The organism is Pseudoalteromonas phenolica, assembly GCF_005876835.1.
Taxonomy (GTDB): domain Bacteria; phylum Pseudomonadota; class Gammaproteobacteria; order Enterobacterales; family Alteromonadaceae; genus Pseudoalteromonas; species Pseudoalteromonas phenolica_B.
In genome coordinates this window covers 87,373-113,997 of the sequence record NZ_PPSW01000026.1, presented here as the reverse complement: position 1 = coordinate 113,997, position 26,625 = coordinate 87,373, and the positions used below count along the sequence as shown (strand labels likewise).

Below are 26,625 nucleotides of genomic sequence, written 5' to 3'. Positions count from 1 at the left end.
GGGTCGCATTATAGGGAGAGCTGAAAATTACGCAACCCCTTTTTTAAAGAAAAATGCAAAAAACTGACTGTTCGCGTGTATTTTAAACGAAACGTCTGTTTTTGATACTTTAACGCTGTAATTTTGGTCACTTCTGAGTGTTAACTGCTATTTTTAAGCAATGGTAAATTGCTCGCTTTGACTCTACACTAATTACAAAGCATAAATAACATCTCAATAAAACTCGGGGCTCTACACAAATGATAAGAAGTTATAAAGGGATCTATCCTAAATTAGAAAAATCTGTCTATGTTGATGAATCAGCCGTTTTAGTCGGTGATATCACTCTTGGTGAAGATAGTAGCGTCTGGCCTCTAGTTGCAGCGCGAGGAGATGTTAATTATATACAGATCGGTGAGCGCACTAATATACAAGATGGTAGCGTACTTCATTTGACGCGTAAGAGCGCTAACAATCCTGATGGTTACCCGCTTATTATCGGTGATGATGTGACTGTGGGTCATAAAGTAATGCTACATGGATGTAAGCTTGGTAACCGTATATTAGTAGGCATGGGTGCTATCGTGATGGACAATGCGATTGTCGAAGATGATGTCATCATTGGTGGCGGTGCATTAGTACCACCTAATAAGAAACTTGAATCAGGCTATTTATATGTAGGTAGCCCGGTGAAACAAGCTCGCCCGTTAACTGACTCAGAATTAGCCTTCTTGAAAATATCAGCGCTCAATTATGTTGAGTTAAAAGATGATTACTTAGCAGAGTCAGACTCGGCTAAGTAATACTTCCCCTTCAGCTGAGTAGCTTTCTTCTTCGATAAGCGCCTCAGCTTGCATTTCATAATCAAATTGATGCTCTGCAAAGTGGGCTAGCGCTGTCGCCTCTTCTCCTTCAAATGCAACACAGCAACGAATGATTAAACCAGAATTCATCGCAGTGAACTCTATTCTTTGTTGAGTCGCATTAAAACTCGCATCATCATTAAATAAGATTGCTTGATTCATGTTAGCCCTTAGCAAATGTATTTATTACCGGTGTTAATTCAGGCATATCACCTTGCCAAAGATAATATGCCTCTGCAGCCTGCCCTATTAGCATACCAATTCCATCTACTAACTTGGTATTTGAGTTAATAGATTCGACCCATTTCAAGAAGCTAGTTTGCTCATTGCTATAAAACATATCGTAGGCAAGGTGACATTGTGTAAAAACAGTCTCTGAGATATTTGGCTCTTCACCAGTTACACTTGATGATGTCGAGTTAATCACTACTTGATAGGTCGAATCGAACACCTCGTCTAAGCCAACCCCTTTCACATGACCATAAGCAGAAAACTGCTCGGCCAATATCTCAGCTTTCTCTTTGGTGCGATTCGCAATGGTGATGTCTTTCACCCCTGCTTGTAATAAAGGGTAAATACACCCTCTTGCTGCGCCACCCGCACCAATAAGTAACACAGATACACCATCTAGTTTGCATTCATTACGAATTAAGTCAGCCACTAACCCAGCGCCATCAGTGTTATCGCCAAGTAATCGACCATCATCTAACTTCTTAATAGTATTCACAGCTCCCGCTAGCTGTGCCCTTTCTGTGAGTTCATCCACCAGCTCAAATGCTCGCTCTTTAAAAGGCAGGGTGACATTGGCTCCCTCGCCCGCTTTGTTTGTGAAAAAGTCTTGTGTGAATATTTCAAATTCATCTAATGGCGCCTGCAAAGCTTGATAATCTATTTGCGTTGAAAACTGCTCTGCAAATTGCCTATGGATCTGTGGCGATTTAGAATGTTTTATCGGATTACCAAATACCGCGAATTTACCCATTAAATAAGCCCAGTGAATTGTTTATGAAGCAGCTAATTAAACGCATCTTCAGAAAAGATGCAAGTAAAGAACAAGAGAGTAATATGCACGAGACCCCAACGGTAGAAAAATCACCTTATGAAATTTTAGGTGGTGAGGACGGTGTAAAAGCCTTAGCGAATCGATTTTACGATGTGATGGCTGAAGAATCTTACGCTAAACCCCTCTATGACATGCATCCACAGCCTTTAGATAGGATTCGCTTAGTCTTTTTCGAATTTCTATCTGGCTGGTTAGGAGGCCCTGATTTATTTGTTGAGAAATACGGGCACCCTATGCTGCGTAAACGTCATATGCCCTTTACGATTGATAAAGACTTAAGAGATCAGTGGATATTTTGTATGAATAAAGCGCTCGAAATTGAGGTAGATAATCCGTTGCTAAGAGTGGGACTAAGAAAATCTTTCGAGCAATTAGCTACACACATGATAAATAAGGACTAAACTATTAATCAATTGTTAAATTAGCTGTAGCTCATTTGCGCTGAATCAAGCCCCTTATCTCTAAAAGCTGCATAATGGAATAACATATGAGTGAGATTGAATGATTACTGTGAAATCGATACAACATAAAATTTATGCACTTTTAGCGATAACGGGCGTACTTGTACTCATTGCCAGTATTTGGAGTAGCTCAGATCAGCAACAAAAACTTGCTCAAGAGACCGTCGCAGAGAATATCAAGTTATTAGCTGATAACTATTTTGACTCAATTAATACCATGATGCTCACCGGCACTATGGCCAACCGTGAAATACTCAGTGAAAAACTACGTGCTCATCCTAGCATCGAAGACGCCCATATCATTCGAGCAGAGTTAATCAACAAACTTTACGGCCCAGGCAACCCCAATCAAGCACCAACTACTGATGCTGAGCGGGATGCACTAAGAGGTAAAGAAACTTTAGTCATTGAACAACGCGATGATATGCGTGTGATGACATTTCTTAGACCTATGATAGCGAGCAGTGACTATAAAGGTACGAACTGTTTGGGTTGCCACATGGCCAAAGAGGGCGATGTATTAGGGGTTGTTCGCATCAGCTACTCATTAGAAGACATAGATAACACAGTAACCAGCAATACTTGGTTAAGCACAGGTTTATTGTCTGCCATTTTTATCTCTGCCTTTGTCATTTTGGGTATGTTATTTAGAAAACTATTTATTGTGCGTCTAAAAACCCTTGGTCGCACCATGCGCCTTGCTACACAGAATAAAGATTTAAGTCTGCGCATTGATGATGATATTGACGATGAGCTTGGGCGTTTAGCGACGAACTTCAATAAAATGATGACTGCATTTAAAGAGAATATGGCGCAAGTCTCCCACTCTTCCCATGTGCTTATTCGTTCAGCAGAAAGTATTTACAACTCAGCAGATACCACAGAGCAAGCCATCTTAGCGCAAAAGCAAGGCACAGACTCTGTTGCCGCTGCAATTAATGAATTAGAGAGCTCATCAAGCGAGGTAAAAAACACCACACATTTTGCCTCAGAAAAGTCGGATTCAAGTAATCACCTTGCTGAAGAAAGTATGGCCGTTGCTGAGCACACCGAAGCAAGTATTAATCAACTTGCACAGGATGTTCGCCAAGCCGCTGAGCAAGTGAGTCAACTACAAAACCAAACCCTTGAAGTGGGTAAGGTACTTGAAGTGATCAGTAGTATCGCCGAGCAAACTAACCTACTAGCACTTAATGCAGCTATCGAAGCGGCACGAGCAGGTGAAGCAGGTCGAGGCTTTGCAGTGGTTGCCGATGAAGTAAGAACGCTGGCAACTCGTACTCATGACTCTACGGATGAAATAAAGCGCACCATTGAAAAGCTTCAAAGCGAAGCCGCGCAAACCGTTCAGGCGATGAGTGCATCTTGTGAAGAAGCAGATGATAGAGCCTTGCAAGTGAAAAAAGTCGCACAGGCACTAAAAGATATTTCAAATCAGATGCATGAGATTAATGACTTAAACGTACAAATCGCCGATGCCACAGAGCAGCAAAACTTGGCGGCAGAAGAAATTAACCGCAGCGTTATAGGCATTCGTGATAATGCGGAAGAATCATTAAAAGATGCACATTGCAGTAAACAAGTCAGTGAAGAACTTCTGACTTTAGCGCGCTCTTTGGATGAGCAAGTACGCAGCTTTAAAGTCGATTAATAATGTGACTCGGCTTATGCAAAAACGGCGCTCAATCGAGCGCCGTTTTTTATGGTCTGCTATTCAAGCCCTGAAGTTAAAGACTCAACCAGTTTCTTGGCTTTAAGTAAGATTCATATAAATTGGCTTCTAATGAGCCGGCTTCTGGTGTGAAGTCATATTCCCAACGCGCCAATGGTGGCATCGACATTAAAATTGACTCTGTGCGACCACCAGTTTGTAAGCCAAACAAGGTACCACGGTCCCACACTAGGTTAAACTCAACATAGCGACCACGACGATAAAGCTGGAATTGACGCTGCGCATCATTAGTTGGCGTATCTTTACGTTTTTCAATGATTGGTAAATAGGCATCTAAGAAACCATTACCCACCGCTTGCATAAAGTCGAAGCTCTTCTCAAACCCCCACTCATTTAGATCATCAAAGAATAGACCACCTACGCCGCGGGTTTCACCACGGTGTTTTAAATAAAAATATTCGTCACACCACTTTTTATAATCGTTATAAACAGTATCACCAAATGGGTCACATAAGTCTTTTGCAACTTGGTGCCAATGTTTAACATCTTCTAATACAGGATAGAAAGGTGTTAAGTCAAAACCACCACCAAACCACCAAATGGGTGCTTCGCCTTCTTTTTCAGCAATGAAGAAGCGTACATTGGCATGACTCGTTGGGATATGTGGGTTTTTAGGATGAATAACCAAAGACACACCACAGGCATGGAAGCTGCGACCCGCTAACTCTGGGCGATGTGCAGTTGCCGAAGCAGGCATTGACGCACCAAATACGTGAGAGAAGTTAACCCCCCCCTGCTCGATTACATCACCATCACGAATAACACGGGTACGACCACCACCGCCTTCCGCTCTTTCCCACGCATCTTCAACAAATTTCGCTTTACCATCAGCTTGCTCTAGGCCCGCACAAATTGTGTCTTGTAATTGTAATAAGAAGGCTTTGACTGTTTCTAAATTTACTTTTGACATGCTTACTCTCTAATTAGCTGTGTGGTAAAGGCATCTTTAATTTGACTTGGTTTAGTCTCACCACCAAGTGCCCCTTCAACATAAAAGTCGATTTGATCGTTAAATACCGCTCTTACTTTGTCTAGCGTTGCTTCTGGTTGTTGCCCGGCAATGTTTGCACTGGTCGACACCAGCGGCTTACCAAACTGCTGACAGAGTTGCTTCACCACCGGGTGTGCACTAACGCGTACAGCGATTGTCGAATGAGCACCGGTTAACCACTTAGGGGTTGAAGCCTTAGCAGGCAGAGCCCAAGTAATGGCAGCTGGCCACGAAGAAAAAATCTCAGCGCGTTTATCCATTGGAATTTTGCTTTCATCGACATAAGGTAAAAGCTGAGCAAAGTTATCGGCAATTAAAATCAGCCCTTTCTCTTCTTCTCTTTGCTTTAATGCCAAAATGCGCTGCACGGCAATGTGACTATCAGGATCACAGCCAAGGCCATACACCGCTTCTGTTGGATAACAAATCACGCCACCAGCACGTAATATCGCTTCTGGCGTATCCTTGCTGGTTTGTTGTTCATGGCTCACTATGATTTCTCTACTTTATGTTGGCAGGATTTCTGCGGGCATTGTAGCACAGCTTTATCGCCACGAGATTTCTCAACCATCACTCCCCAACCACATTGTGGGCAGGTTTCATCGACTGGATGTTGATTCAAACTGTACTTACAACTTGGGTAGGCATCACATGAGTAGAATTGTTTACCGAATTTATTGTTACGAACAACTAGCTTGCCCTTTTTGCACTTAGGGCAGTTTGGTAACCCTTCTTCTTTGGGCTCGTCTTCATGCACAATAAAATGGCAGGCAGGATAACCAGTACATCCAATAAACATACCGTATCGGCCATTACGAATAACTAATGGTTCACCGCACTCAGGGCAAGGAGAATCGTCGAGCACTTTAATGTCGTGATTATCATGCTGGGCGAGAGAACGAATATAGTCACACTTAGGATAACTGGCGCAGCCTAAGAAAGGCCCATTCTTGCTGTGCTTCATCACCAGCTCAGAGCCACATTTAGGACAAATTTCATATTCCTTTTCTAATGCATGTTTATCAGCATTAAATAAAGAATGATCAATCTTACTCATACATGCCACCCACTTAGCTCAGTTTGAATTGCGCCTAATATAACCGTGCTAAAGTTAGGGTCAAGTATTGTGCATCAATAAAAGTACGTCTAGTGCAAGTACTCCGTGGGCTCATCGAAGATCAGATCTTCCATTTGCGCATAGGCTTGCTCTTTACCTGGCACATTAAAGAGCACCATTAGGATCACCCACTTTAAATCATCTAGACTGATCTCACCCTTTTCAAGGGCCATTAATCGGTCGATGACCATTTCACGTGTTGTGCTATCAATCACACCAACTTGCTCAACAAACATTAAAAAACCACGGCTTTCAACATCCAGAAGTTGGCACTCTTCTTCGGTATAAATACGAATGGCTTTATCGGCCGTCGCATTTAAGTAAGGAATTTCATCGCTATGTTGTAAATCTGCTAATTGCTCCAGCCAATCCAAGGCTTTGTAAATCTCATCTTGATTAAAACCAGCACGTAATAGCTCGTCAGTTAATTCGTTTTGTTCAACAAAAATATCCGATTCAGAATGGATATAGTTCTCAAATAAGTACATTAAAATATCAAACATGATTAACCCCTCGCTAATTTTATGTAGCCTTCCGCAGTGCGGGCGACTTTATCTTCGAGTTCGAGATCCAGCAGTCGTGCTAATACTTTCTCTACTGGCCATTGAGTCCTATGGGTTATGACGTCGACACTGGCCGCTTCAAAACCAAGACTCTTTAATACTGGGCAATTCTCCTTACTGTCTTCTATTGGCGCATTTTCAGCCCTTTCTATATTATATAGACCGTTATTTGGCAAAAAGCTCACATCTTCTAAAATATCGGCCACGCTTTCTACTAACTTTGCCCCTTGTTTGATCAGGTGATGACACCCAGCTGCCAGCGGATTTCTGATAGAACCCGGTATCGCAAACACTTCTCTATTTTGCTCAAGCGCATACTTGGCTGTGACTAAAGAGCCGCTTTTTATCTCTGCTTCAACAATTAATGTGCCTAGCGACAAACCCGAAATAATCCTGTTCCGCCTTGGAAAGTGATGTTGATTTGCCACCGTACCGGGTAAAAACTCACTGATAACGAGCCCTTGTTCAGCCAATTGCTGATATAAATAGTTATGTCGCTTTGGATAGACCACATCGACACCCGTACCTAGCACCGCAATGGTATTACCGTTACCTGCGAGCGCCCCTTTATGCGCAGCCCCATCAATGCCCATAGCCATACCTGAGGTGACCGTTATACCTGAACGCGTTAATTGATAGGCAAATTCAGAGGCACACTCCAACCCAGGCGGTGTTGCGTTACGACTTCCCACAATGGCAATTTTCGGCTCATTGAGTAACTCAATTTTACCTTTACAGAAAAGTATTAAAGGCGCATGACAGGTTTGCTTAAGTAATTTTGGATAAGCTTCATGCTCGGTATGAATAATTTGAATATTTTGTTGTTCACAAAATTTCTGGAGCTGCTCTATACGCTTTAAATCGGGATTGGCTATTTGCTCTGCGATAGTGGGTTTAATGCCGAGCGCTATGAGTTCATCATGGGGTAAATCGAATAACTCAACAAGATCTATTTTGATTTCTATGGCAGAGAGCGTTGCACTGCCCAGCCCTTTGGTTAAATACAGTATCAATCCTTGTAACTGCGAAAGTGTTGCCATACTCCCTCCTTAGAGTATCTTGTCATTTATAAGCTTTCGCTTAATTGGCGCTAATGGTATCTCCCACTCTGATTGGTTGTTGAGAGCGAGTCACCATCGCATAGCTAATGTTGTCGTAAACTTTAAATACCATCAGCTCACCGACTTTTTCTTTTGGCATGGTCCACACAACACTGTCTTCGTCGTTTTCAGTACCAAACATTTCTCTAAAGCCAGTGATAAACTTTTCTAGCTTGTTGGCGTCTTCAACGTAGCGTGGGCCATGTTTACCTTCAATAACTGTAGGTGACTGTTTGTTAATATCAAGAATATGACCTTCTTTAAGGTTGTCGTCACGGCCACGGTTTAATACCACAATGGCAGTTGAGCCAAATTCTCGCATCTGGTTATCGCTTGAAATAATCGAGCCATCGATGGCTTCGGTAGGACGCGTCATACTAAACTGTGCAGAAAAGCTTTGTCCGACATTAATCGGCATCAGTACATCATTGGTTTTGATTTCTTGACGAACCGTTTCAATCTCGACTTTTGCCGGATGACCCGCTTCAATATCACCACCAAACAAAACTCGTGCCGTCCCCACTAAACGGGACTCATACGCTAAAGTGTCACCATTATCAGGATCTATGTAGGCCTCACCTCGACGGTAGATACCATAGTTTGCAGAAGGGTTAAGGTTACCCTTTACATACAATAGTTGACCTTGGGTATTACGCAGCACATTACGATTTGACCCCAATACAATTGGCTTGCCATCTAGATCATCGGCTCCAATGGCTTGGTCGAAGCGCAAAAACGGCTCTATCATGGCTAGAGGTAGTGTCGGAATAGCGGTGTTTTTTTGCACCACTACGCGTGTACGAGGAGAAAGCTTCTTCACCCCTTTCTTTAACACTAAACGTGGGTTGCCTTGGGCATCATATTGCAGCGCCAAAACATCGCCTGGATAAATTAAATCAGGGTCGTCAATTTGCGGGTTCCATTGCCACAATTCAGGCCAACGCCAAGGCGTGTTTAGATACATGGTCGAAATGTCCCACAAGGTGTCGCCTTTTTTAACCACATATTGTTGTGGCGCATCGGCTTTCAACTTTAAAACATCAGCCATGGCCGAAAATTGAGCGCCAACAGAGAGCATTAACGCAGCAATAGAGTATTTCATCAAAGCTTCCTTGAGTTATTTTTCGATATTATCAACCAAAACCTGTAAAAGGGAAACGTGAATGGCTAAAATGAAAGCATACACGAATGCATATATAGCTCAATAGTAAAAGGTAACCATGGCTAAGTTAGAAGTATTAAGATTCCCAGATGAGCGTTTACGCACAGTTGCAGAGCCTGTGGCTGAAGTAAACGACGAGATCCGTCAGATCGTTAAAGATATGCTTGAAACCATGTACGACGAAAATGGCATTGGTTTAGCTGCTACTCAAGTTGATATTCACAAGCGTATTGTGGTGATCGATGTATCAGAAGAAGGCAATGAACCGCTGGTATTAATAAACCCTGAGATCATCGCGAAAGACGGCTCTACTATCAGTGAAGAAGGCTGTTTATCAGTGCCTCAGTCTTACGCAAAAGTTGACCGCGCAGAGCAAGTCACAGTCAAAGCACTCAATGAGAACGGTGAAGAGTATACCTATGAAGCAGATGGCCTACTGGCGATTTGTACTCAGCACGAACTTGATCACCTAATGGGTAAATTATTTATTGATTACCTATCGCCACTTAAGCGCCAGCGTATTCGCAAGAAACTTGAAAAAGAAGCTCGCTTAGCGGCTCGTTCTTAATTTAACCTGACAACATTGGAATATTCTGTGACTCAACCATTACGTATTGTTTTCGCTGGTACGCCTGATTTTGCTGCGCGCCACCTTCAAGCACTTATCGATTCAGAGCACCAAGTTGTTGGTGTGTATAGCCAACCAGACCGCCCTGCGGGTCGTGGTAAAAAACTCAAAGCCAGTGAGGTTAAAACCTTAGCGCTTGAGCATGATTTACCCGTTTACCAACCTGAATCATTTAAAAGTGAAGAAGCACAGCAAGAATTAGCCAGCCTAAACGCCGATGTAATGGTTGTTGTTGCCTATGGCTTATTGTTACCTAAAGTGGTGTTAGACACACCTCGCCTTGGCTGCGTTAACGTGCATGGTTCTATTTTGCCGCGCTGGCGTGGTGCCGCACCAATTCAGCGTGCACTGTGGGCGGGTGATGCCGAAACTGGTGTAACCATTATGCAGATGGATGAAGGTCTAGATACAGGCGACATGCTGCATATTGCGACTTGTCCAATTACCGCAGAAGATACCAGCGCAAGCCTTTATACCAAGCTTGCCGAACTTGGGCCACCAGCGCTCATTGAAACACTAAACAGCATGGCTGCAAGCACTGCTGTTGCAGAGCCTCAAGATGATAACCTTGCTAACTATGCCAAGAAGCTCAGTAAAGAAGAAGCTGACATTGACTGGCAAATGGATGCAGCACAACTAGAGCGTAACATTCGTGCATTTAATCCTTGGCCAGTATGTTTTACCCAAATGCAAGAAAACACCGTAAAGATTTGGCAAGCTGATGTGGTTCAGCAAAGTGGCGAAGCAGGCACCGTATTACATGCCGATAAACAAGGTATCGTAATCGCATGTGGTGAAAACGCCCTGCGTATCACGCAACTGCAACCACAAGGTAAAAAACCTATGTCTGCGCAGGACTTCTTAAACGGTCGTGCTGAGTGGGTTGCAGCTGGTAATAAGGTAGGTCAATAATGACCAATGTGCGCGCCCTTGCGGCGCAAACCCTATTTCAGGTTGTCGATAAAGGTCAATCGCTTAATACACAGCTTCCACTTGCTGCAAAAAACTTATCGCCAAAAGACAAAGCGCTATTACAACAAATTTGTTATGGCGTTTTACGCTACTTACCAAGTTTAGAAAATTACTGCCAGCAACTGCTAGAAAAGCCGCTTAAAGGTAAAAACCGTGTTTTCCAATTTTTACTTTATGTAGGTATCTATCAGTTACAGCATATGCGTGTGCCAGAGCATGCAGCCGTTGCCGAAACAGTAAATGCATTGATGCAAATGCGCGCTGGAGGTCTTAAAGGTTTGGTCAATGCTGTACTGCGTAATTTCCAACGCCAGCAAGATACTTTAGAAGAAAGCAGCCAAGGTAATGATGTTTTAACATTCAACCACCCGGGCTGGTTTATTAAAGCAGTTCAAGAAGCTTACCCTGAACAGTGGCAAGATATTCTTGAGCAAAACCAATTACAAGCGCCAATGTGGCTGCGTGTTAACCAGCACATGGGCAGCACAGAAGAATACTTAGAGGCACTTGATGAAGCGGGTATTCGCGCCGAGCACTACCCAGAATATCAAGACGCCATCATCTTAGATAAAGCCTGTGATGTGGCCAAGCTACCTGGCTTTAAACAAGGTGCGAGTTCAGTGCAAGATGCTGCAGCACAACTCGCTGCACGTTTGCTTGAGCCTCAAGATAACGAGCGTATATTAGATGCGTGTGCAGCGCCTGGCGGTAAAACCTGTCATATTTTAGAGCTTGCCAAGGCAAATGTTGACGCTTTAGATGCTGACAGTGATCGCTTACTTCGAGTTGAGCAAAACCTTGATCGTATTGGCCTTGAAGCAAATTGTATTCATGCCGATGCGAGTCAGCCAGATACCTGGTGGGACGGTCAGCAATACGATCGTATCTTACTCGATGTGCCCTGTTCGGCCACGGGTGTCATTCGTCGTCATCCTGATATTAAATGGCTTCGTAGAAAAACTGACATTGACGATCTTGCCGAACTGCAAGGCCAGATCCTGAAAAATATTTGGCCACTATTAAAGTCTGGTGGTACGTTACTGTATGCAACTTGCTCAGTACTACCAAAAGAAAACAAACAGCAGGTCGCACAGTTTTTAGCTGACAATAGCGACGCCATACACCAGCCTCTTCATGAGAGTGACACACCTGAAGCACCCGGCTTACAGTTGTTACCTGGTTTAACCGATGGCTTTTATTACGCAAAAATAATTAAAAAGTAATTAATCACACTATGAAGATCATCATTTTAGGCGCCGGACAAGTTGGCGGCACCCTAGCAGAAAACCTTGTGGGTGAACAAAACGAAATCACCGTAGTTGATATCGACGGCGATCGTTTACGAGAGCTACAAGATAAATATGACTTACAAGGGGTTGCAGGTCACAGCGCACACCCTGATGTACTTCGCCAAGCAGGTGCCGAAGATGCCGATATGATCATCGCGGTGACCAGTTCGGATGAAGTCAACATGGTTGCTTGTCAGGTCGCCTACAGTATCTTCAATACACCAACAAAGATTGCTCGGATCCGCTCTGAGCAATATTTGAAGTATCGTGAGAAGCTATTCCATAACGACGACTTACCCGTAGACCACTATATTGCGCCAGAGCAGTTGGTGACCAAATACATTCGTCGCTTGATTGATTACCCCGGCGCATTACAAGTACTTCAATTTGGTGATGGCATGCTGTCACTGGTTGCTGTAAAAGCGTATTACGGTGGTCTGCTAGTGGGCTATGCGCTATCAGCATTGAAAGAGCATATTCCAAACGTTGATACTCGCGTTGCGGCGATTTACCGACAAGGTAAAGCCATTAAGCCTCTGGGTACCACGGTCATTGAAGCTGATGATGAAATCTTCTTCCTTGCCGCAACCAAACACATTCGCGCGGTAATGAATGAGCTGCAAAAGCTGGAGCAATCTTATAAAAAGATCATGATTGCCGGTGGGGGTAATATCGGTGCGGGTCTTGCGCGCTCACTTGAGAAAAACCACAGCGTGAAACTGATCGAACGTAATCAAGCGCGTGCCACTGAGCTTTCAGAAATGCTCGACAATACCGTAGTGTTCTGTGGTGACGCTTCAGATCAAGAACTGCTTTCTGAAGAGCATATTGAACAAGTTGACGTGTTCATCGCGGTAACCAATGATGATGAAGCCAATATTATGGCTGCCATGTTGGCAAAACGTATGGGCGCACAGAAAACCATGGTACTGATCCAACGTGGTGCTTATGTTGACTTGGTCCAAGGTGGTGAGATTGATATTGCTATCTCGCCTCAACAAGCAACCATATCTGCACTACTCACCCATGTTCGTCGTGGTGATATCGTCAACGTATATTCATTACGTAAAGGGGCCGCTGAAGCCATAGAAGCGGTTGCGCATGGTGATGAAAACACCTCAAAAGTAGTGGGCCGTGCTATCAGCGATATTAAGCTGCCTGTCGGTACTACCATTGGTGCCATTGTGCGTAATGATGAAGTGCTGATTGCCCATGATGACACTGTGATTATGTCTGGCGACCATGTCATCATGTTTTTAATCGATAAAAAGCAAATTGGTGTAGTCGAAAAGCTATTCCAAGTAAGTGCGCTATTCGTTTAGGTTTAACCTATAGCATTAGTCTTTTTGATCGGCTTGTAACACTGACAGGTCGATCAAATACTCTTTCATTATGGCTTCCATAAAAGTCTGATCGTTCTTCAATTTTATTCCTAGCATGACCAGACCTTCTTTTTGTTTCACTCGGCAAATCTCGCCATTGAGTTTAAATTGCTGGTTTTGTTTACCCTCAAGTAAAATTTCACAGTCTTGTTCTTTTAAATCTGTATTAGGACAGACGTCATCACTGTGCAAATCAAACTGTAAACCCGATAAAGAAATATCCTTTATCACGCCAACCTCAGAGTGGTCACTGGTATTAAACACTGCGGGGATTAAAGTCGGAATACGAACTTGTTCACGGAGCTGATAACTTTGCACAGCACGGGGAAGAAATAAGAAGATAAGCTTAGTTGGGTGTGTTGTAACGGCTTTGATCATACTTTTGAAAGCAATGATTTGCCCATCACCTTGCTCGAGTACAGCACGCACCACCACGTTTGTGCCCTCTTTGACATAATCAAGTGCTGCACCTAAACGCTGTGCAGACGGGCAATTCAAAATGATATACTGCCCCGACATATAACCGACAAATTCCGTCTTTAAGCGTTTTGAGCCTGCCGGCATGATCACTTCAATATCTACCGTGCTTCCTGTTGGCAACTGAGAAATGATAGATACATCTACACTGGTTTGCGACTTTAACATCTTTGACCTTTACAACTTGCAGTCAGTACAAGTGTCCCTTTTATTTTTGTTATTCCTGTTTATATCGGCCATCTACCGAAGACTTTAATCTGCTGACCTAAATTTTTCGTTAAGCCTTAAGACTAGCTTAACCTCGCCAAAATGTCGGCGTAAATAACACCAGTAGCGTGAATATTTCTAAACGGCCAAATACCATGGCTAACGTTAAGATCCATTTAGCTGAATCGGTAATGTCGCCATAGTGCGCAGCCACATCGCCTAACCCCGGGCCTAAGTTATTTAAACACGCCGCAGTCGCTGAGAATGCAGTAATGTTGTCCATACCCGTACCTAACAAAGCAATCATGATGATCACGAACACTAGGGCATAAGCTGAGAAGAAGCCCCATACCGCTTCAACGACTTTGTCTGGCAGCGCTTTACGACCTAATTTAATTGAGTAAATAGCACGTGGGTGAACCAAACGATTTAGCTCTCGGACACCTTGAAGATACAGCAAGAACACACGTACCACTTTCATGCCACCGCCGGTAGAGCCCGCACACCCACCAATAAAACTAGAGAAGATAAGTAAGATAGGTAAAAACAGAGGCCAAGCCGAGAAATTATCTGTCGCAAACCCAGCAGTTGTACTGATAGAAACGGCTTGGAACAAAGCCTGATCTAGGGTTTCATCTCCATCGGCATACACTTGATTTGACGATAAAACAGCAAAGCAAATGACGACCAAAGCAAGCTGTATAAATAAGAACACTTTAAATTCTGGATCGCGTAAGTACACACGAACATTTCGACTCGACACCGCCGCATAATGTAGTGAGAAGTTCACCGCAGCAATAATCAAAAACACCACACAAATGAGGTTAATCAAAGGGCTGTCAAAGTAACCCATGGATGCGTCATACGTCGAGAAACCGCCAATCGCAATCGTCGAGAAGGCATGACATAACGCATCGAAAAAGTTCATGCCCGCCAACCAATATGCCAAAGTACAGGCTAACGTTAACGCCACATAAATATACCAAAGGTGCTTAGCCGTATCGGCGATCCGCGGTGTCATTTTCGAATCTTTCACAGGCCCCGGCGTTTCTGCACGATATAACTGCATGCCACCGACACCTAGCATTGGCAAGACCGCAACCGCTAGTACGATGATACCCATGCCTCCTAACCACTGCAGTTGCTGACGGTAAAACAATACCGACTTAGGCAAGGTTTCAATGCCCGTTAAAACAGTTGCACCGGTTGTGGTTAAGCCTGAAAACGCTTCAAATACAGAATCTGCCAAGGAGAGGTTGGGTGTTTGTAAGAAGATAAGCGGTAAGGAAGCGAACGACCCCAGTACCAGCCAAAATAACACCACTATCAAGAAGCCTTCTCGGGCTTTCAAATCTCCTTTTTGATGGCGGTTAGGATAATACGCCAACATACCCATTATAATACTGAACACAAACGCCAGTACGAATGGTACACCCCCACCATCTTTATAAATCAGCGAAACCAGTGCAGGCGGCACCATTGTGATACTAAATAAGGCCACCAGCTGGCCAAGGATTTTTATAATGGTACGAAATTGCATGCTGCGTTACGCTTCAAAAATAAGAATGACAGAGTGTTATTACTTGATTGTCTTACTCTTTACAGACTAACTCAACCACTCCATGGGTTAAATCAAAAATTTCTTGCTGTGCTTGTTCAACTTGTCGACTATCAATGCTGACTTGCCAATTCACCGCTGAGTCATAGCTTTTATCCAGCTGTAAAATAGTGAAATGGGTATTTAAATACTGCTCGATAATTCCCTGCAGCGCATAATCAGAGCGCCCTATCAGCTCAGTTGCAGGCACTTTCAATGTGGTTTTTAGTACCTCAAGGGCATTATTTAGCGTACCGCCATAAGCACGCACTAGACCGCCCGTGCCCAGCTTAATGCCGCCAAAGTAACGGGTTGTTACTGCGGTTATTTCACCAAGTCCAGAGCCAATAAGCACATTCAACATAGGTTTACCCGCAGTGCCATTGGGTTCGCCATCATCCGAGAAACCATAAACATGACTGCCCCCAGGCTCCCCTGCCACATGTGCCCAACAGTTATGTCTGGCATCTGGGTAGTCATCGTTGATCTTCTGAATAAAGGCTTTTGCAGACTCAATGGTTGGCGTATGCGCAATATGCACTAAAAAAGTGCTCTTCTTAATTTCTTCGTGATGACTGATGGATTCGCTCGGAATATAGAATTCTGACATAAAGTTGGGGTCCAGTATTTATACCAATCCTCAATAATACTTAATCATTTTGAGGGATTAAAGCTGCCGCTAACCGCGTTAAAAACTTCTCATTTAGAACAAATTGGTATTATAAAAAACGGGAAGCAACTGCTTCCCGTTAGTGTATCTAATTTCGTTTCAATGAGTCGACTTAATCCTACCAACCCCAGAAAAACAATTAGTCTAGGTCTAAATCACGCGTCATATTCTCTAGACGATCTTCATGCACTATGATGTTGTCTTCGATGCGAATACCACCATATGGCTTGAATGAGTCAACCTTTTCCCAATTAATGTATTGGTTGTTATCTGTCTTCGCTAAATCACCGAGTAGTGAATCAATGAAGTATAAACCTGGCTCGATAGTAAATACTTGGTTTGCTTCAATCTTACGTGTGCAACGTAAGAAAGGATGCCCTTCAGGTGGCGCTTGGTGCGTACCTGCTTCATCTGCCATGAAACCACCCATGTCATGCACTTGCAGACCTAAATGGTGACCTAAACCATGTGGGAAGAATGTCGAAGTAATGCCTTTAGCCACAATGTCATCAGCCGCAAGGTTTACAATCTTAAAGTCCGCCAAGGTTTGTGCAATGCGCTGATGACAATCTATATGTAACTCGCCATATAGCTTGCCTGGCTGTAAACCTTTACCTAACTCAATTTGGTGATCGTTCAGAACTTTAATTAGCTCAGCAAATTCACCTTTTCTCTCAAAATCATAAGTACGGGTAATATCAGCGGCGTAACCGTTAAAGTTTGCGCCAGCATCAATTAAGAAAGATAAATGCTTAGCTGGTGCTTTTCGGTCAAAATGCGTGTAGTGCAAGATTGCGCAGTTGTCATTCAGTGCCACAATATTGCCGTATGGCGTGTCATTTTCCATGTGCTGCGTAGCGTTTAGATAAGCTTGTTGAATCGCAAACTCTGAGCCACCCGCATAAAACGTATCACGTGCAGCTTTATGACCTAACACAGCTAGACGGTTTGCTTCACGTAAACAAGTCAGTTCATATTGCGTTTTATAAGCACGATGGAAATGCAAGTAGTTCATTACCGTCTCAGGGTTTACATTGGTAAAACCTAATGCCTGTGCCACTTCTAAGTACTCACCGATGTAAGCAAATTTTTCTTTATCGTATGGCAGAAACTGTTCAACCTGATCTGGCTTTAAAAGCAATTGAATATCAAAATACTCAGCCCAGAAGTCACTCGGCTCATCAGGCACTTTATGCCAGAAGTCAACCGGGCGATAAAAAATGAGTTTAGGCTTATCTTCGCCGTTTACCACAATCCAACAATGTGGATTATCGATCACAGGTAACCAAGCTTTGAACTGAGGGTTCACCTTAAACGGATAATACATGTCATCTAAAAACTGGCGTTTTGCTTGTCCAGAGTGGATCACTAAGCCATCTAAGCCTTCTCGCTCAACAATGGTTTTGGTGCGCTGCTGCAATGTTGCAATATGCTCAGCGTATAAATGTGCTAATTGTTCCATGGTGTACCCATTTCGTTTAATTTCTCATTATGCCAGTCTAACAAAGCCCTGACATGCAATCCAGCCAACTCGCTGGATTGCCGACATCGCTTACTTTTCTATTTCCATATCCAAGATTGGGGCCAATATATTGCCCTCTCGACCCAACTTGGTGTGATAAACCTGACGATATGCCATCACGTTTTTCACATAATTTCGGGTTTCTTTAAATGGAATGAGCTCTATCCAAAGCTCAGCTGGCATGCCTTGCTCGGGTAACCAGCGCTTAATTCGATGATACCCAGCATTATAAGAAGCTGTAGCTAAAATCTCATTACCACCATTCTTTTTCTTTAGATACTCTAAGTAATCAGTACCTAAACGAATATTGGTGGCCGGTTTATAAAGCTGACGCTTAGAGACTTTTTGCTTGCTGACGTATCTGGCTGTGCTCGGCAATAATTGCATTAAACCATGGGCGTTAGCATGTGAGACAGCATCCGGTGCAAACGAGCTTTCTCTGCGAGCTATGGCAATACTCCAGGCCACATCTACACGGTTTCGTTTACTATAACGCGTGAATAAATCTTCAAACGCCATGGGGAATCTTAAATCTACGTAGTTCCATGCTTTAATTTGCGCGAGTGTACGAATGGTGCTGTCATACCACTCTAAGTCAGCCGCTAATAAAGAAGCAGCTAACTTTTCTGCATCACTTGATGTATTAGTCAGATAATTCCACTCTCTGCGAGCTGAAGTGAAACGGTTTAGCTCTAGTAGCGCTTTGGCACGTAAAAAACCCGGCGCCTGAGACACCTTATCAATAATAGGTTGAGGCACATCGAGAGTTTGATTATTTAACGACACCGGCATATTTAAGCGCGCCGCGGCTAAAAAACCATAATAATCACGCTTTAATGCCAGAGGCTGCCATAACTGCTGTGCTTTTTCAGGCTCACCACGCTGATTGTAACTATAAGCAAGCCAGTATTGCTGCCCATTACTTAAGTTCTTCATCCCCGTAAATAAAGCCACGATCCCCGCCCAATCTTGCTCTTTGAGCATGTTGGCCATCATCCACTGGCGCAGCTTAGTATCTTGTAATTCTTCAGGTACTTTATTTAGCCAAAAGCGTGCATCATCATGCCCTTTTGATGCCAACGCCAATGCAAAGCGATACGCTACCGTATCTTTTTGTGATTGGCTGAATGTAAACATGCCTTGCAGTTTATCCCATGCTCTTAGCGCAAGCTTTTGATCTCGCCAAATAAGACGCTTAACACCATAAACCGCGATTTCAGCCTCTTTGCTTGAACGCTTCTTATAACGGTATAAACCCGCAGAGGCACTTGGGTCACGCCTGACAGCTTTATATAAATCAGCTAAGTAAGCTTCTTTTTGAGGGAGCAGCGTTTTCAAATAAGGCAACAGTGCAACTTGCCCGCCCTGCGCCGCTTTAGTGATACGCTGCCACACCAAAGCTTGTGTCATGCGCCCATCTTTACGCCATATTCTAAATAACTTATCGCACGCTTTAGGCTGAGACTTGCCGACCGCCCAAAGTGCATCAACTTGATCAAGCAGCTGTGCTTTCGGTGCACCTAAATCAATCTGATACTGTAAATAGCGGCATTGTAACTCAGCATTGCTGGTGGGCTGGTAATACTCAACAAAGAGCGCTTTTTTTCCACGACGCTGCAAATACTCGAGCCAGCTCTTGCGCACCGGCCACTCTAACGGCGTGTTATCGTAGACACTTAAATAATGGCTGATGTCTTGCTGATATTTGAGGCGAGGGTAACGTTTATAAAACGCCAGTTCAGCATACGGTTTGAGCGGGTGATCTAAGTCGTTGATCGCCGCTTTAAACGCTTTGTAGTTACCTGAACGTGCAACTTTTTCTGCATCTTTAAATGCTTGATGATCATTGCTCGCAGAAGAAAACCAGCTAAATGCGCCAAGGCTGGTAGCGGCAATGGTCATGATCCAAGATTTCATAATGACCTTTACACTTTAAATTTTAAATTAATGAATGAGATAAGTATTAATGCATTCATCTTGCCTAAGCTTGGCTATCTCTAAGATGAATAAATGTACTCAAGGGCATTGGCTCTACGCACAAATAACACACCAATAAAAAACACAAACTAAGTTTGCACATCAACGGTTATCAAGACCAAACGCCATTAAGATAAAAATGACTTGAGCATTGTGTCACTCAACCACCTTAGCAGCTCAACTGCAAATTTTTAAGGCAGGCGTAAACCTCTGGTAAATTTTTCATTGCAATTTTAATTTAAAGGGTCCAAACTGAGTAAATTAACAACTCATCGTACCAGTGTGATAACACGGGAGAACAAGCATGTTATACAAGAGCGAGTCCTTTGTTGTTGATTTTTACAAAGGCAATATCGCTGAGTTTAAGTTCTGTATGCCAGGTTCGGTAAACAAACTATCTCAGCAAACCCTACAAGAATGTGGCAAAGCATTTGCCGAACTTAGCCAACGCGATGATATCGCGGCGATGGTTTTCACTAGCGATAAAGACCATTTCATCATCGGCGCCGACATTTTTGAATTCTTACCGACTTTCCAACGCCCAGAAGAAGAACTAGTTGGTTGGATCAAGTCAGCAACAGATATTTTCGATGCCATCGAAGACTTACCGTTCCCAACTGCCTCTGCTATTGATGGCCTTGCACTTGGCGGTGGCTGTGAATGGCTACTTGCAACGGATTACCGCATCGCAAGTCAAAACGCCAAAATTGGCCTACCAGAAGTTAAATTAGGGATCATGCCAGGTTTCGGTGGTACGGTACGCTTACCACGTATTATTGGTGCTGATAACGCCATGACGTGGATCACCACAGGTAAAGAAAACCGTGCAGCAGACGCATTGAAAGTCGGTGCAGTTGACGGTGTGGTTGCAAAAGACAAATTAGTTGAAGCGGCAGTAAAAACCCTTGAGCAAGCGGTAGCAGGTAAACTTGATTGGCGTGCAAAACGTCAGCTAAAACTTGATCCACTGAAACTAAACCGCGTTGAGCAAGGCATGAGCTTCGCAATGGCTGAAGGCCTAGTGATGGGTAAAACCAAAGGTCACTACCCTGCACCTGTGATGGCGGTAAGAACAATTAAAGCCGCAGCAAATGCAACACGCGATGAAGCCATAGCAATTGAAAATGCCAACTTTGCAAAGCTGGCTAAAACAGCAGAAGCGGCCGCGCAAACGGGTATTTTCCTAGCTGACCAATACATTAAAGGTGTTGCGAAGAAACAAGCGAAACAATCTTCTACTGAGATTAAACAAGCAGCAGTACTAGGTGCAGGTATCATGGGTGGCGGTATCGCTTACCAATCTGCTTACAAAGGCACGCCAATTGTCATGAAAGACATCAATCAAGCTGCCCTTGATCTAGGCATGAATGAAGCGGCAACCCTACTTGGTAAAAAAGTAGAACGCGGTCACATGAAGCTAGACAAAATGGTCGGCACGCTAGGTAAGATCAAACCAACACTGAATGATGCAGATTTAGCTGGCTCTGACATTGTGGTTGAAGCGGTTGTTGAGCACCCACAAGTTAAGAAAACAGTACTTGCTGGTCTTGAAAAGCAATTACCTGAAGGCACTATTTTAACCTCGAACACATCGACAATCCGTATTGATGAACTGGCTGAAGCACTAGAAAAACCAGAGCACTTCTGTGGTATGCACTTCTTCAACCCTGTGCCGAAAATGCCGCTTGTTGAGATCATCCGTGGTGAAAAGACTTCAGATGAAACCGTTGCAGCCGTGGTTGATTACGCACTAAAACTTGGCAAATCACCTATCGTAGTAAATGACTGCCCGGGTTTCTTCGTAAACCGTGTACTTTTCCCTTACTTTGCAGGTTTCAGCAAACTCGTTGTTGAAGGCGCTGATTTTACTAAAGTAGATAAAGTCATGGAAAACGTATTTGGTTGGCCTATGGGTCCGGCATACCTACTAGACGTTGTCGGTATCGATACAGCAAACCATTGTACGGGTGTGATGGCCGATGGCTTCCCAACTCGTATGGCTCGCCAAGATAAAGATCCGGTTGCGGTTCTTGCAAATGCTGAGCGTTTTGGTCAGAAGAACCAAAAAGGTTTCTACCAATATGCACCAGATCGTCGCGGTCGCCTTAAGAAGAGCAAAGACGCTGACGCAGTTGCACTACTAAGCAGCATTTGCGATGCAGCCACTGAGTTTGATAAACAAACCATCATTGAGCGTTGTATGGTGCCAATGATCAACGAAGTTCTACTTTGCCTACAAGAAGGCATTGTCGCTTCTCCACAAGAAGCAGATATGGCGCTTATCTATGGCATTGGTTTCCCTCCATTCAGAGGCGGAGCATTCCGTTACCTAGATCAAATTGGCCTAGCTAACTTTGTTGCTATGGCTGACAAGTACGCACATCTAGGTGAAATTTACCAAGTATCAGAACAGACGCGTCAATGGGCGACAGAAGGTAAAGTATTCTATGCCGTGGAGGGCCAATAACATGACTATGCAAAATGCAGTAATCGTTGATTGTCTTCGTACGCCAATGGGCCGCTCTAAAAACGGTGTGTTTAAACACCGTCGCGCAGAAGACTTAAGTGCACACCTTATGAAAGGTGTTCTTGAACGTAACCCACAAGTTGATCCTGCTAGCATCGACGATATTTATTGGGGTTGTGTTCAACAAACGCTTGAGCAAGGCTTTAACGTGGCACGAAATGCGGCACTACTTGCGGGTATTCCTCACACAGTGCCTGCGGTTACCGTTAACCGCTTATGTGGCTCATCAATGCAAGCACTGCATGATGCAGCACGTGCAATCATGACAGGTACTGGTGACACTTATCTTATCGGTGGTGTTGAGCACATGGGTCACGTACCTATGACACACGGTGTTGATTTCCACCCAGGCCTATCAACTTCAGTAGCACAAGCTGCTGGCTCAATGGGTTTAACCGCTGAGTACCTTGCAACGATTCATGGTATCAGCCGTGAGCAACAAGATGCGTTCGCAGTTCGTTCACACCAACGTGCACATGCTGCGACGGTTGAAGGTCGTTTCGCTCGTGAGATTTTACCAACTGAAGGTCACGATGATGATGGCGTTCCAGTATTAGTAGAAAACGACGAAGTCATTCGTCCAGAGACAACACTTGAAGGTTTATCGCAACTACGCCCTGTGTTTAACCCAGCTTCAGGTACGGTGACTGCGGGTACTTCATCAGCACTGTCAGATGGTGCATCTGTGATGCTAGTAATGAGCGAAGAGAAAGCCAAAGCACTAGGCTTACCTATTCGTGCGCGTGTTAAGTCAATGGCGGTTGCAGGCTGCGATCCATCAATCATGGGTTACGGTCCAGTTCCTGCTAGTAAGAAGGCATTACAACAAGCAGGTATAACCATTGATGATATCGATGTAGCTGAGCTTAACGAAGCATTTGCTGCACAGTCTCTACCTGTATTGAAAGACCTTGGTCTACTTGAAGTGGCTGACGAGAAAGTGAATCTAAATGGTGGTGCGATTGCCCTAGGTCACCCACTTGGTTGTTCGGGTTCACGTATCAGTACGTCACTAATCCACTTGATGGAAGACAAAGGTGCAAAATATGGTTTAGCCACCATGTGCATTGGTTTAGGCCAAGGCATCGCAACGGTGTTTGAGCGCGTAGAATAAGCCCAAAAGAGCTCACTTGCTGAGTGAGCTGTTACAACGCTTGCGCTCATTTCTCTTGTCGAGAAATTATTCAAAACGCAAAACTCAACTTGGTGAACCAGTATTTCAGTCATGAATGCTGGTACAAAGGCAAAGTGTGAAAACGCTTTGCCTTTTTTCGTTTTAGGTGTGAAGCTCAAATTAGTCGCTTGCAATGGTTTATTTGTCATCGCGCAGTGGGTAAAATATTCGCCCTATTTTTTAGCTTGTTTAAGAGAGTCACCATGCCATTTTCTAATCCCGATCATACATTAGATGCAATCGGTCTTCGTTGTCCTGAGCCTGTGATGATGGTGCGTGGTGCGGTGAGAAAAATGTCTGATGGTGAAACGTTATTAATTATCGCTGATGACCCATCAACTACCCGTGATATTCCAAGCTTCTGCGAGTTTATGGACCATACACTGGTTGCCAAAGAAGTTGAACAAGCGCCTTTCCGTTACTTAGTAAAAAAGGGCAAATAAGCCCTTTTCGTTCTATATTTTGTAAAGCATTCGTTCGCTTTAACTTACCCTTTACTCACCATGACCATAGGCGATGCTGAGTTTCGATAATCAAAGGTAATGGTGTACCAGCCCTTTTTACTTGGTGCAAAACTAAAGTAGTTATATACCGTGTCACAGTTCGCTGGTATTGGTTTATTTAATTGCAGTGAGCCTGACGAATGATAACCACAGTTAAAGCCTTTACTCCAAGACTCATCGGCAATTTTAAATTCATACACTTTGCCCGGCGTCATAAATTTTGCCCGTACCGTGTAAATGCCCGGTTGTTGTGCGCCCAGTTTATAGTGAGGCTCTGCATCCCATAAGGTGAAGTCACCACGCAGATACATGTCTCTATCGAGGGGTTTTACATTAGGCTGAATAGTTTCTTGGCCTGGAACATATACCTGACTCGAACATGCAGAAAGTAATAAAGCCATTAACGCTGCGGATAGTTTTTTCATACTTTTAATTTCCTCTCAGCCATTTAGCTCAGCTTAGTTCTGAGCTGTTCTAATTCATACCTATTAGAATCTAAATAACTGTAAAAGTGCGAAGTATTATGTAAAAGAATTTATAACTCTCTAACACTAGCCAACCGCTGAGGTTGGCTTTTTAAGTTTTTTGGTCAATTCAACTAGTTCTGTAAAACAGAGATATCCGCTGTATTTAAGAACAAGCGGCTTAACTGACTTAGCAGTGCTAAACGGTTATTCTTCACCGCTTCATCATCAGCCATTACCATTACATTATCGAAGAAGTTATCTACCGCTTCACGTAAGCTTGCCAGTTGCGTTAATGCACCTTGATAATCACCTGCAGCGTAAACTGGTGCAAGCGCATCGGTTAACTCAGCAACTTGTGCTGCTAACACTTTTTCAGCGTCTTCTGCTAATAAAGCGTTGTCTACCGCTGCATCGCTCGTCACATTATTCTTAGCAAGAATATTGTTTACACGCTTATTCGCCGCAGCCAAGCTTTCAGCTTCTGCCAATGTACGGAAGTGACTGACCGCTTTAACTCGACGGTCGAAATCAGCTGGTGAAGATGGACGGCGCGCTAATACCGCTTGGATCACATCAACACTGATACCTTCATCTTGATACCATGCACGGAAACGACCTAGCATAAATTCGAACACGTCTTCAGCCACATTGTCATTGCTTAGCTTATCAGCGAATAACTCTTGAGACTTAGCAACGATGTCGTGGATGTCTAACTTAAGCTCTTTCTCTACCATAATGCGAAGCGCACCGATGGCTGCACGACGAAGTGCAAACGGGTCTTTGTCACCTTTTGGCGCTTGGCCAATACCAAAGATACCCACTAGCGTGTCAAACTTATCTGCCAATGCAACAGCATAGCTGATAGGATTTGATGGTAAGTTATCACCAGCAAAACGCGGCATATATTGCTCATTTTGTGCTAGCGCAACTTCTTCCGCCTCGCCGTCAATACGTGCGTAATGCATACCCATTACACCTTGTACGTCAGTGAACTCCATCACCATTTCAGTCATTAAATCTGTTTTACTTAATAGACCTGCACGTTCAGCTAATGCTTTGTCAGCACCAACTTGCTCAGCGATATAACCCGCTAATGCCGCAATGCGCTCTGACTTATCTTTTAAAGTACCAAGCTGCTTTTGGAACAATACGCTACCTAAAGATTCTAGGCGGCTTTCAAGAGTTTTCTTTTTATCTGTTTCAAAGAAGAATTGTGCATCAGCTAGACGAGGACGAACCACCTTTTCGTTACCTGAGATAACCACACTTGGATCTTTACTTTCGATGTTAGACACGAATAGGAACTTATTAATTAAGTTGCCAGCTTTGTCTAATAGCGGGAAGTACTTTTGGTCGTCCTTCATGGTATAGATAAGTGCTTCGTCAGGCACAGCTAAGAACTCTTCTTCGAATGACGCTGTTAGTGTAACCGGCCACTCAACGAGTGAAGTCACTTCTTCAAGTAAGTCTTCATCCATTGCCACAACCGCGTCAACTGCCGCAGCAGCTTCTTCGATTTGTGCACGAATTTGTGCTTTACGCGCTTCGTAGTCTGCAACAACATAAGCTGACTTAAGCGTTTCGAACACCTCATCAGCGTGGCTTACAGTTACACGTGCTGGGTGGTGGAAACGGTGACCTTGCAGTTCATTACTGATCGCTTTACCCAGCACTTCACCTTGTACTTGTGTGCCGCCAAGAAGTGCAGCCACAGTATGCACAGGACGAATAAACTGTGTTTTATTCGCGCCCCAACGCATAGGTTTTGGAATAGGTAATTTAGCCAGCGCTTTGTTAATTGCATCAGCAAGTAATTCTGTAGCCGCTTGACCTTTTACCGTCGCACGATGAAGTAACCAAGCGCCCTTTTCTGTTTCTAGCGTCTCAGCTTCACTCACTTCGATACCACAACCACGCGCCCAACCCATGGCCGCTTTAGTTGGGTTACCGTCAGCATCGTAGGCTGCCTTAGTCGCTGGACCACGCTTTTCTACAACTTTATCTTGTTGCTGTGTCGCAAGCGCTGCCACCTGTAAACCTAAACGACGTGGTGATGCATACCAATTGATGCTTTCGAAAGATAACTCTAATGCTTTCAACTCTTCAGTTAGGTTATCTGCAAAAGCGGTTGCTAGTTTGCGCAGTGATTTTGGTGGTAACTCTTCAGTACCAATTTCTACTAATAAATTTTCAGTTGTCATG

The 26,625-nt window shown here is 43.8% G+C and carries 25 protein-coding genes; 10 read left to right on the top strand and 15 right to left on the bottom strand.

Annotated features, from left to right (window positions below; genetic code table 11):
- Positions 1-239: 239 nt before the first annotated feature.
- The gene (locus C1E24_RS16155; protein WP_138483215.1) at positions 240-782 is read left to right on the top strand and encodes a gamma carbonic anhydrase family protein; all 543 of its coding nucleotides are present in this window, start codon (positions 240-242) and stop codon (positions 780-782) included.
- Here C1E24_RS16155 and C1E24_RS16150 read toward each other — a convergent pair.
- A complete protein-coding gene (locus C1E24_RS16150) occupies positions 765-1,004 on the bottom strand; it encodes a DUF1488 family protein (protein ID WP_138483213.1) in 240 nt (79 codons plus the stop codon). The genes C1E24_RS16155 and C1E24_RS16150 overlap by 18 nt on opposite strands.
- 1 nt (position 1,005) lies before the next feature.
- Positions 1,006-1,824, bottom strand: coding sequence for a shikimate dehydrogenase (aroE, locus tag C1E24_RS16145; RefSeq protein ID WP_138483211.1), 819 nt, complete (start codon positions 1,822-1,824; stop codon positions 1,006-1,008).
- Between the two features lie 23 nt (positions 1,825-1,847).
- Between aroE and C1E24_RS16140 the strand changes: the two genes are divergently transcribed.
- Together C1E24_RS16140 and C1E24_RS16135 are read left to right on the top strand one after the other, a co-directional pair.
- Complete coding sequence (locus C1E24_RS16140) at positions 1,848-2,306, top strand: group II truncated hemoglobin (protein ID WP_138483209.1); 459 nt, start codon at positions 1,848-1,850, stop codon at positions 2,304-2,306.
- A gap of 100 nt (positions 2,307-2,406) precedes the next feature.
- Positions 2,407-4,017, top strand: coding sequence for a methyl-accepting chemotaxis protein (locus C1E24_RS16135; RefSeq protein WP_240722036.1), 1,611 nt, complete (start codon positions 2,407-2,409; stop codon positions 4,015-4,017).
- 76 nt (positions 4,018-4,093) lie between these two features.
- On the opposite strand, the gene hemF is transcribed toward C1E24_RS16135, so the two are convergent.
- The 6 genes from hemF to C1E24_RS16105 all read right to left on the bottom strand — a co-directional run bounded on the left by hemF (position 4,094) and on the right by C1E24_RS16105 (position 8,971).
- Complete coding sequence (gene hemF, locus C1E24_RS16130) at positions 4,094-5,008, bottom strand: oxygen-dependent coproporphyrinogen oxidase (protein WP_138483207.1); 915 nt, start codon at positions 5,006-5,008, stop codon at positions 4,094-4,096.
- 2 nt (positions 5,009-5,010) lie between these two features.
- Positions 5,011-5,580: a Sua5/YciO/YrdC/YwlC family protein gene (locus C1E24_RS16125; protein ID WP_171040916.1), complete on the bottom strand. Its 570-nt coding sequence runs from the start codon at positions 5,578-5,580 to the stop codon at positions 5,011-5,013.
- The gene (locus C1E24_RS16120; RefSeq protein ID WP_138483203.1) at positions 5,580-6,146 is read right to left on the bottom strand and encodes a DNA topoisomerase family protein; all 567 of its coding nucleotides are present in this window, start codon (positions 6,144-6,146) and stop codon (positions 5,580-5,582) included. The genes C1E24_RS16125 and C1E24_RS16120 overlap by 1 nt, the downstream gene beginning before the upstream one ends.
- A gap of 89 nt (positions 6,147-6,235) precedes the next feature.
- Positions 6,236-6,709 carry a DUF494 family protein gene (locus tag C1E24_RS16115; protein WP_138483201.1) on the bottom strand — a complete coding sequence of 158 codons (474 nt, stop codon included), beginning with the start codon at positions 6,707-6,709 and terminating at the stop codon, positions 6,236-6,238.
- A gap of 2 nt (positions 6,710-6,711) precedes the next feature.
- A complete protein-coding gene (gene dprA / locus C1E24_RS16110) occupies positions 6,712-7,809 on the bottom strand; it encodes a DNA-processing protein DprA (RefSeq protein ID WP_138483199.1) in 1,098 nt (365 codons plus the stop codon).
- Between the two features lie 40 nt (positions 7,810-7,849).
- The gene (locus tag C1E24_RS16105) at positions 7,850-8,971 is read right to left on the bottom strand and encodes a LysM peptidoglycan-binding domain-containing protein (RefSeq protein ID WP_138483197.1); all 1,122 of its coding nucleotides are present in this window, start codon (positions 8,969-8,971) and stop codon (positions 7,850-7,852) included.
- A gap of 118 nt (positions 8,972-9,089) precedes the next feature.
- Between C1E24_RS16105 and def the strand changes: the two genes are divergently transcribed.
- From def to trkA, 4 genes are read left to right on the top strand one after another with little or no spacing between them, the layout of a single operon-like run.
- Positions 9,090-9,599: a peptide deformylase gene (gene def / locus C1E24_RS16100; RefSeq protein ID WP_138483195.1), complete on the top strand. Its 510-nt coding sequence runs from the start codon at positions 9,090-9,092 to the stop codon at positions 9,597-9,599.
- A 27-nt stretch (positions 9,600-9,626) separates the two neighbouring features.
- The gene (gene fmt / locus C1E24_RS16095; protein ID WP_138483194.1) at positions 9,627-10,571 is read left to right on the top strand and encodes a methionyl-tRNA formyltransferase; all 945 of its coding nucleotides are present in this window, start codon (positions 9,627-9,629) and stop codon (positions 10,569-10,571) included.
- A complete protein-coding gene (gene rsmB, locus C1E24_RS16090; protein ID WP_138483192.1) occupies positions 10,571-11,854 on the top strand; it encodes a 16S rRNA (cytosine(967)-C(5))-methyltransferase RsmB in 1,284 nt (427 codons plus the stop codon). Before fmt ends, rsmB begins: the two co-directional genes overlap by 1 nt.
- 11 nt (positions 11,855-11,865) lie before the next feature.
- Positions 11,866-13,242, top strand: coding sequence for a Trk system potassium transporter TrkA (gene trkA, locus C1E24_RS16085; RefSeq protein ID WP_058028293.1), 1,377 nt, complete (start codon positions 11,866-11,868; stop codon positions 13,240-13,242).
- A gap of 15 nt (positions 13,243-13,257) precedes the next feature.
- Here trkA and C1E24_RS16080 read toward each other — a convergent pair whose 3' ends face one another.
- The 5 genes from C1E24_RS16080 to C1E24_RS16060 all read right to left on the bottom strand — a co-directional run bounded on the left by C1E24_RS16080 (position 13,258) and on the right by C1E24_RS16060 (position 19,692).
- A complete protein-coding gene (locus tag C1E24_RS16080; RefSeq protein ID WP_138483190.1) occupies positions 13,258-13,947 on the bottom strand; it encodes a flagellar brake domain-containing protein in 690 nt (229 codons plus the stop codon).
- Positions 13,948-14,074: 127 nt separating this feature from the next.
- Positions 14,075-15,526: a TrkH family potassium uptake protein gene (locus C1E24_RS16075; RefSeq protein ID WP_058028291.1), complete on the bottom strand. Its 1,452-nt coding sequence runs from the start codon at positions 15,524-15,526 to the stop codon at positions 14,075-14,077.
- A 52-nt stretch (positions 15,527-15,578) separates the two neighbouring features.
- Positions 15,579-16,193 (bottom strand): YigZ family protein, encoded by a 615-nt coding sequence (locus C1E24_RS16070; protein WP_138483188.1) that lies wholly within the window; start codon positions 16,191-16,193, stop codon positions 15,579-15,581.
- 199 nt (positions 16,194-16,392) lie between these two features.
- A complete protein-coding gene (gene pepQ / locus C1E24_RS16065; RefSeq protein ID WP_138483187.1) occupies positions 16,393-17,715 on the bottom strand; it encodes a Xaa-Pro dipeptidase in 1,323 nt (440 codons plus the stop codon).
- 90 nt (positions 17,716-17,805) lie between these two features.
- Positions 17,806-19,692 carry a transglycosylase SLT domain-containing protein gene (locus tag C1E24_RS16060; protein WP_138483185.1) on the bottom strand — a complete coding sequence of 629 codons (1,887 nt, stop codon included), beginning with the start codon at positions 19,690-19,692 and terminating at the stop codon, positions 17,806-17,808.
- A 364-nt stretch (positions 19,693-20,056) separates the two neighbouring features.
- On the opposite strand from C1E24_RS16060, the gene fadB reads away from it, so the two are divergent.
- The 3 genes from fadB (at position 20,057) to tusA (ending at position 23,896) form a co-directional block, all read left to right on the top strand.
- Positions 20,057-22,219: a fatty acid oxidation complex subunit alpha FadB gene (fadB, locus tag C1E24_RS16055; protein ID WP_138483183.1), complete on the top strand. Its 2,163-nt coding sequence runs from the start codon at positions 20,057-20,059 to the stop codon at positions 22,217-22,219.
- 7 nt (positions 22,220-22,226) lie between these two features.
- Positions 22,227-23,393 (top strand): acetyl-CoA C-acyltransferase FadA, encoded by a 1,167-nt coding sequence (fadA, locus tag C1E24_RS16050; RefSeq protein ID WP_138483219.1) that lies wholly within the window; start codon positions 22,227-22,229, stop codon positions 23,391-23,393.
- A gap of 263 nt (positions 23,394-23,656) precedes the next feature.
- Positions 23,657-23,896, top strand: a complete 240-nt coding sequence (tusA, locus tag C1E24_RS16045; protein WP_058028286.1) for a sulfurtransferase TusA — start codon at positions 23,657-23,659, stop codon at positions 23,894-23,896.
- 44 nt (positions 23,897-23,940) lie between these two features.
- Here the strand turns inward: tusA and C1E24_RS16040 are convergent, their stop codons facing one another.
- Together C1E24_RS16040 and glyS are read right to left on the bottom strand one after the other, a co-directional pair.
- Positions 23,941-24,381: a hypothetical protein gene (locus C1E24_RS16040; RefSeq protein WP_138483181.1), complete on the bottom strand. Its 441-nt coding sequence runs from the start codon at positions 24,379-24,381 to the stop codon at positions 23,941-23,943.
- 173 nt (positions 24,382-24,554) lie between these two features.
- Positions 24,555-26,624, bottom strand: coding sequence for a glycine--tRNA ligase subunit beta (gene glyS, locus C1E24_RS16035; RefSeq protein ID WP_138483179.1), 2,070 nt, complete (start codon positions 26,622-26,624; stop codon positions 24,555-24,557).
- Position 26,625 lies beyond the last annotated feature (1 nt).

Excerpts from the sequence above, each read along its gene's own strand:
- C1E24_RS16155 (WP_138483215.1), top strand. The coding sequence starts at position 240 with ATGATAAGAAGTTATAAAGGGATCTATCCTAAATTAGAAAAATCTGTC.
- C1E24_RS16150 (WP_138483213.1), bottom strand. The coding sequence starts at position 1,004 with ATGAATCAAGCAATCTTATTTAATGATGATGCGAGTTTTAATGCGACT.
- aroE (WP_138483211.1), bottom strand. The coding sequence starts at position 1,824 with ATGGGTAAATTCGCGGTATTTGGTAATCCGATAAAACATTCTAAATCG.
- C1E24_RS16140 (WP_138483209.1), top strand. The coding sequence starts at position 1,848 with ATGAAGCAGCTAATTAAACGCATCTTCAGAAAAGATGCAAGTAAAGAA.
- C1E24_RS16135 (WP_240722036.1), top strand. The coding sequence starts at position 2,407 with ATGATTACTGTGAAATCGATACAACATAAAATTTATGCACTTTTAGCG.
- hemF (WP_138483207.1), bottom strand. The coding sequence starts at position 5,008 with ATGTCAAAAGTAAATTTAGAAACAGTCAAAGCCTTCTTATTACAATTA.
- C1E24_RS16120 (WP_138483203.1), bottom strand. The coding sequence starts at position 6,146 with ATGAGTAAGATTGATCATTCTTTATTTAATGCTGATAAACATGCATTA.
- C1E24_RS16115 (WP_138483201.1), bottom strand. The coding sequence starts at position 6,709 with ATGTTTGATATTTTAATGTACTTATTTGAGAACTATATCCATTCTGAA.
- dprA (WP_138483199.1), bottom strand. The coding sequence starts at position 7,809 with ATGGCAACACTTTCGCAGTTACAAGGATTGATACTGTATTTAACCAAA.
- C1E24_RS16105 (WP_138483197.1), bottom strand. The coding sequence starts at position 8,971 with ATGAAATACTCTATTGCTGCGTTAATGCTCTCTGTTGGCGCTCAATTT.
- def (WP_138483195.1), top strand. The coding sequence starts at position 9,090 with ATGGCTAAGTTAGAAGTATTAAGATTCCCAGATGAGCGTTTACGCACA.
- rsmB (WP_138483192.1), top strand. The coding sequence starts at position 10,571 with ATGACCAATGTGCGCGCCCTTGCGGCGCAAACCCTATTTCAGGTTGTC.
- trkA (WP_058028293.1), top strand. The coding sequence starts at position 11,866 with ATGAAGATCATCATTTTAGGCGCCGGACAAGTTGGCGGCACCCTAGCA.
- C1E24_RS16080 (WP_138483190.1), bottom strand. The coding sequence starts at position 13,947 with ATGTTAAAGTCGCAAACCAGTGTAGATGTATCTATCATTTCTCAGTTG.
- C1E24_RS16075 (WP_058028291.1), bottom strand. The coding sequence starts at position 15,526 with ATGCAATTTCGTACCATTATAAAAATCCTTGGCCAGCTGGTGGCCTTA.
- C1E24_RS16070 (WP_138483188.1), bottom strand. The coding sequence starts at position 16,193 with ATGTCAGAATTCTATATTCCGAGCGAATCCATCAGTCATCACGAAGAA.
- pepQ (WP_138483187.1), bottom strand. The coding sequence starts at position 17,715 with ATGGAACAATTAGCACATTTATACGCTGAGCATATTGCAACATTGCAG.
- C1E24_RS16060 (WP_138483185.1), bottom strand. The coding sequence starts at position 19,692 with ATGAAATCTTGGATCATGACCATTGCCGCTACCAGCCTTGGCGCATTT.
- fadB (WP_138483183.1), top strand. The coding sequence starts at position 20,057 with ATGTTATACAAGAGCGAGTCCTTTGTTGTTGATTTTTACAAAGGCAAT.
- fadA (WP_138483219.1), top strand. The coding sequence starts at position 22,227 with ATGCAAAATGCAGTAATCGTTGATTGTCTTCGTACGCCAATGGGCCGC.
- tusA (WP_058028286.1), top strand. The coding sequence starts at position 23,657 with ATGCCATTTTCTAATCCCGATCATACATTAGATGCAATCGGTCTTCGT.
- C1E24_RS16040 (WP_138483181.1), bottom strand. The coding sequence starts at position 24,381 with ATGAAAAAACTATCCGCAGCGTTAATGGCTTTATTACTTTCTGCATGT.
- glyS (WP_138483179.1), bottom strand. The coding sequence starts at position 26,624 with ATGACAACTGAAAATTTATTAGTAGAAATTGGTACTGAAGAGTTACCA.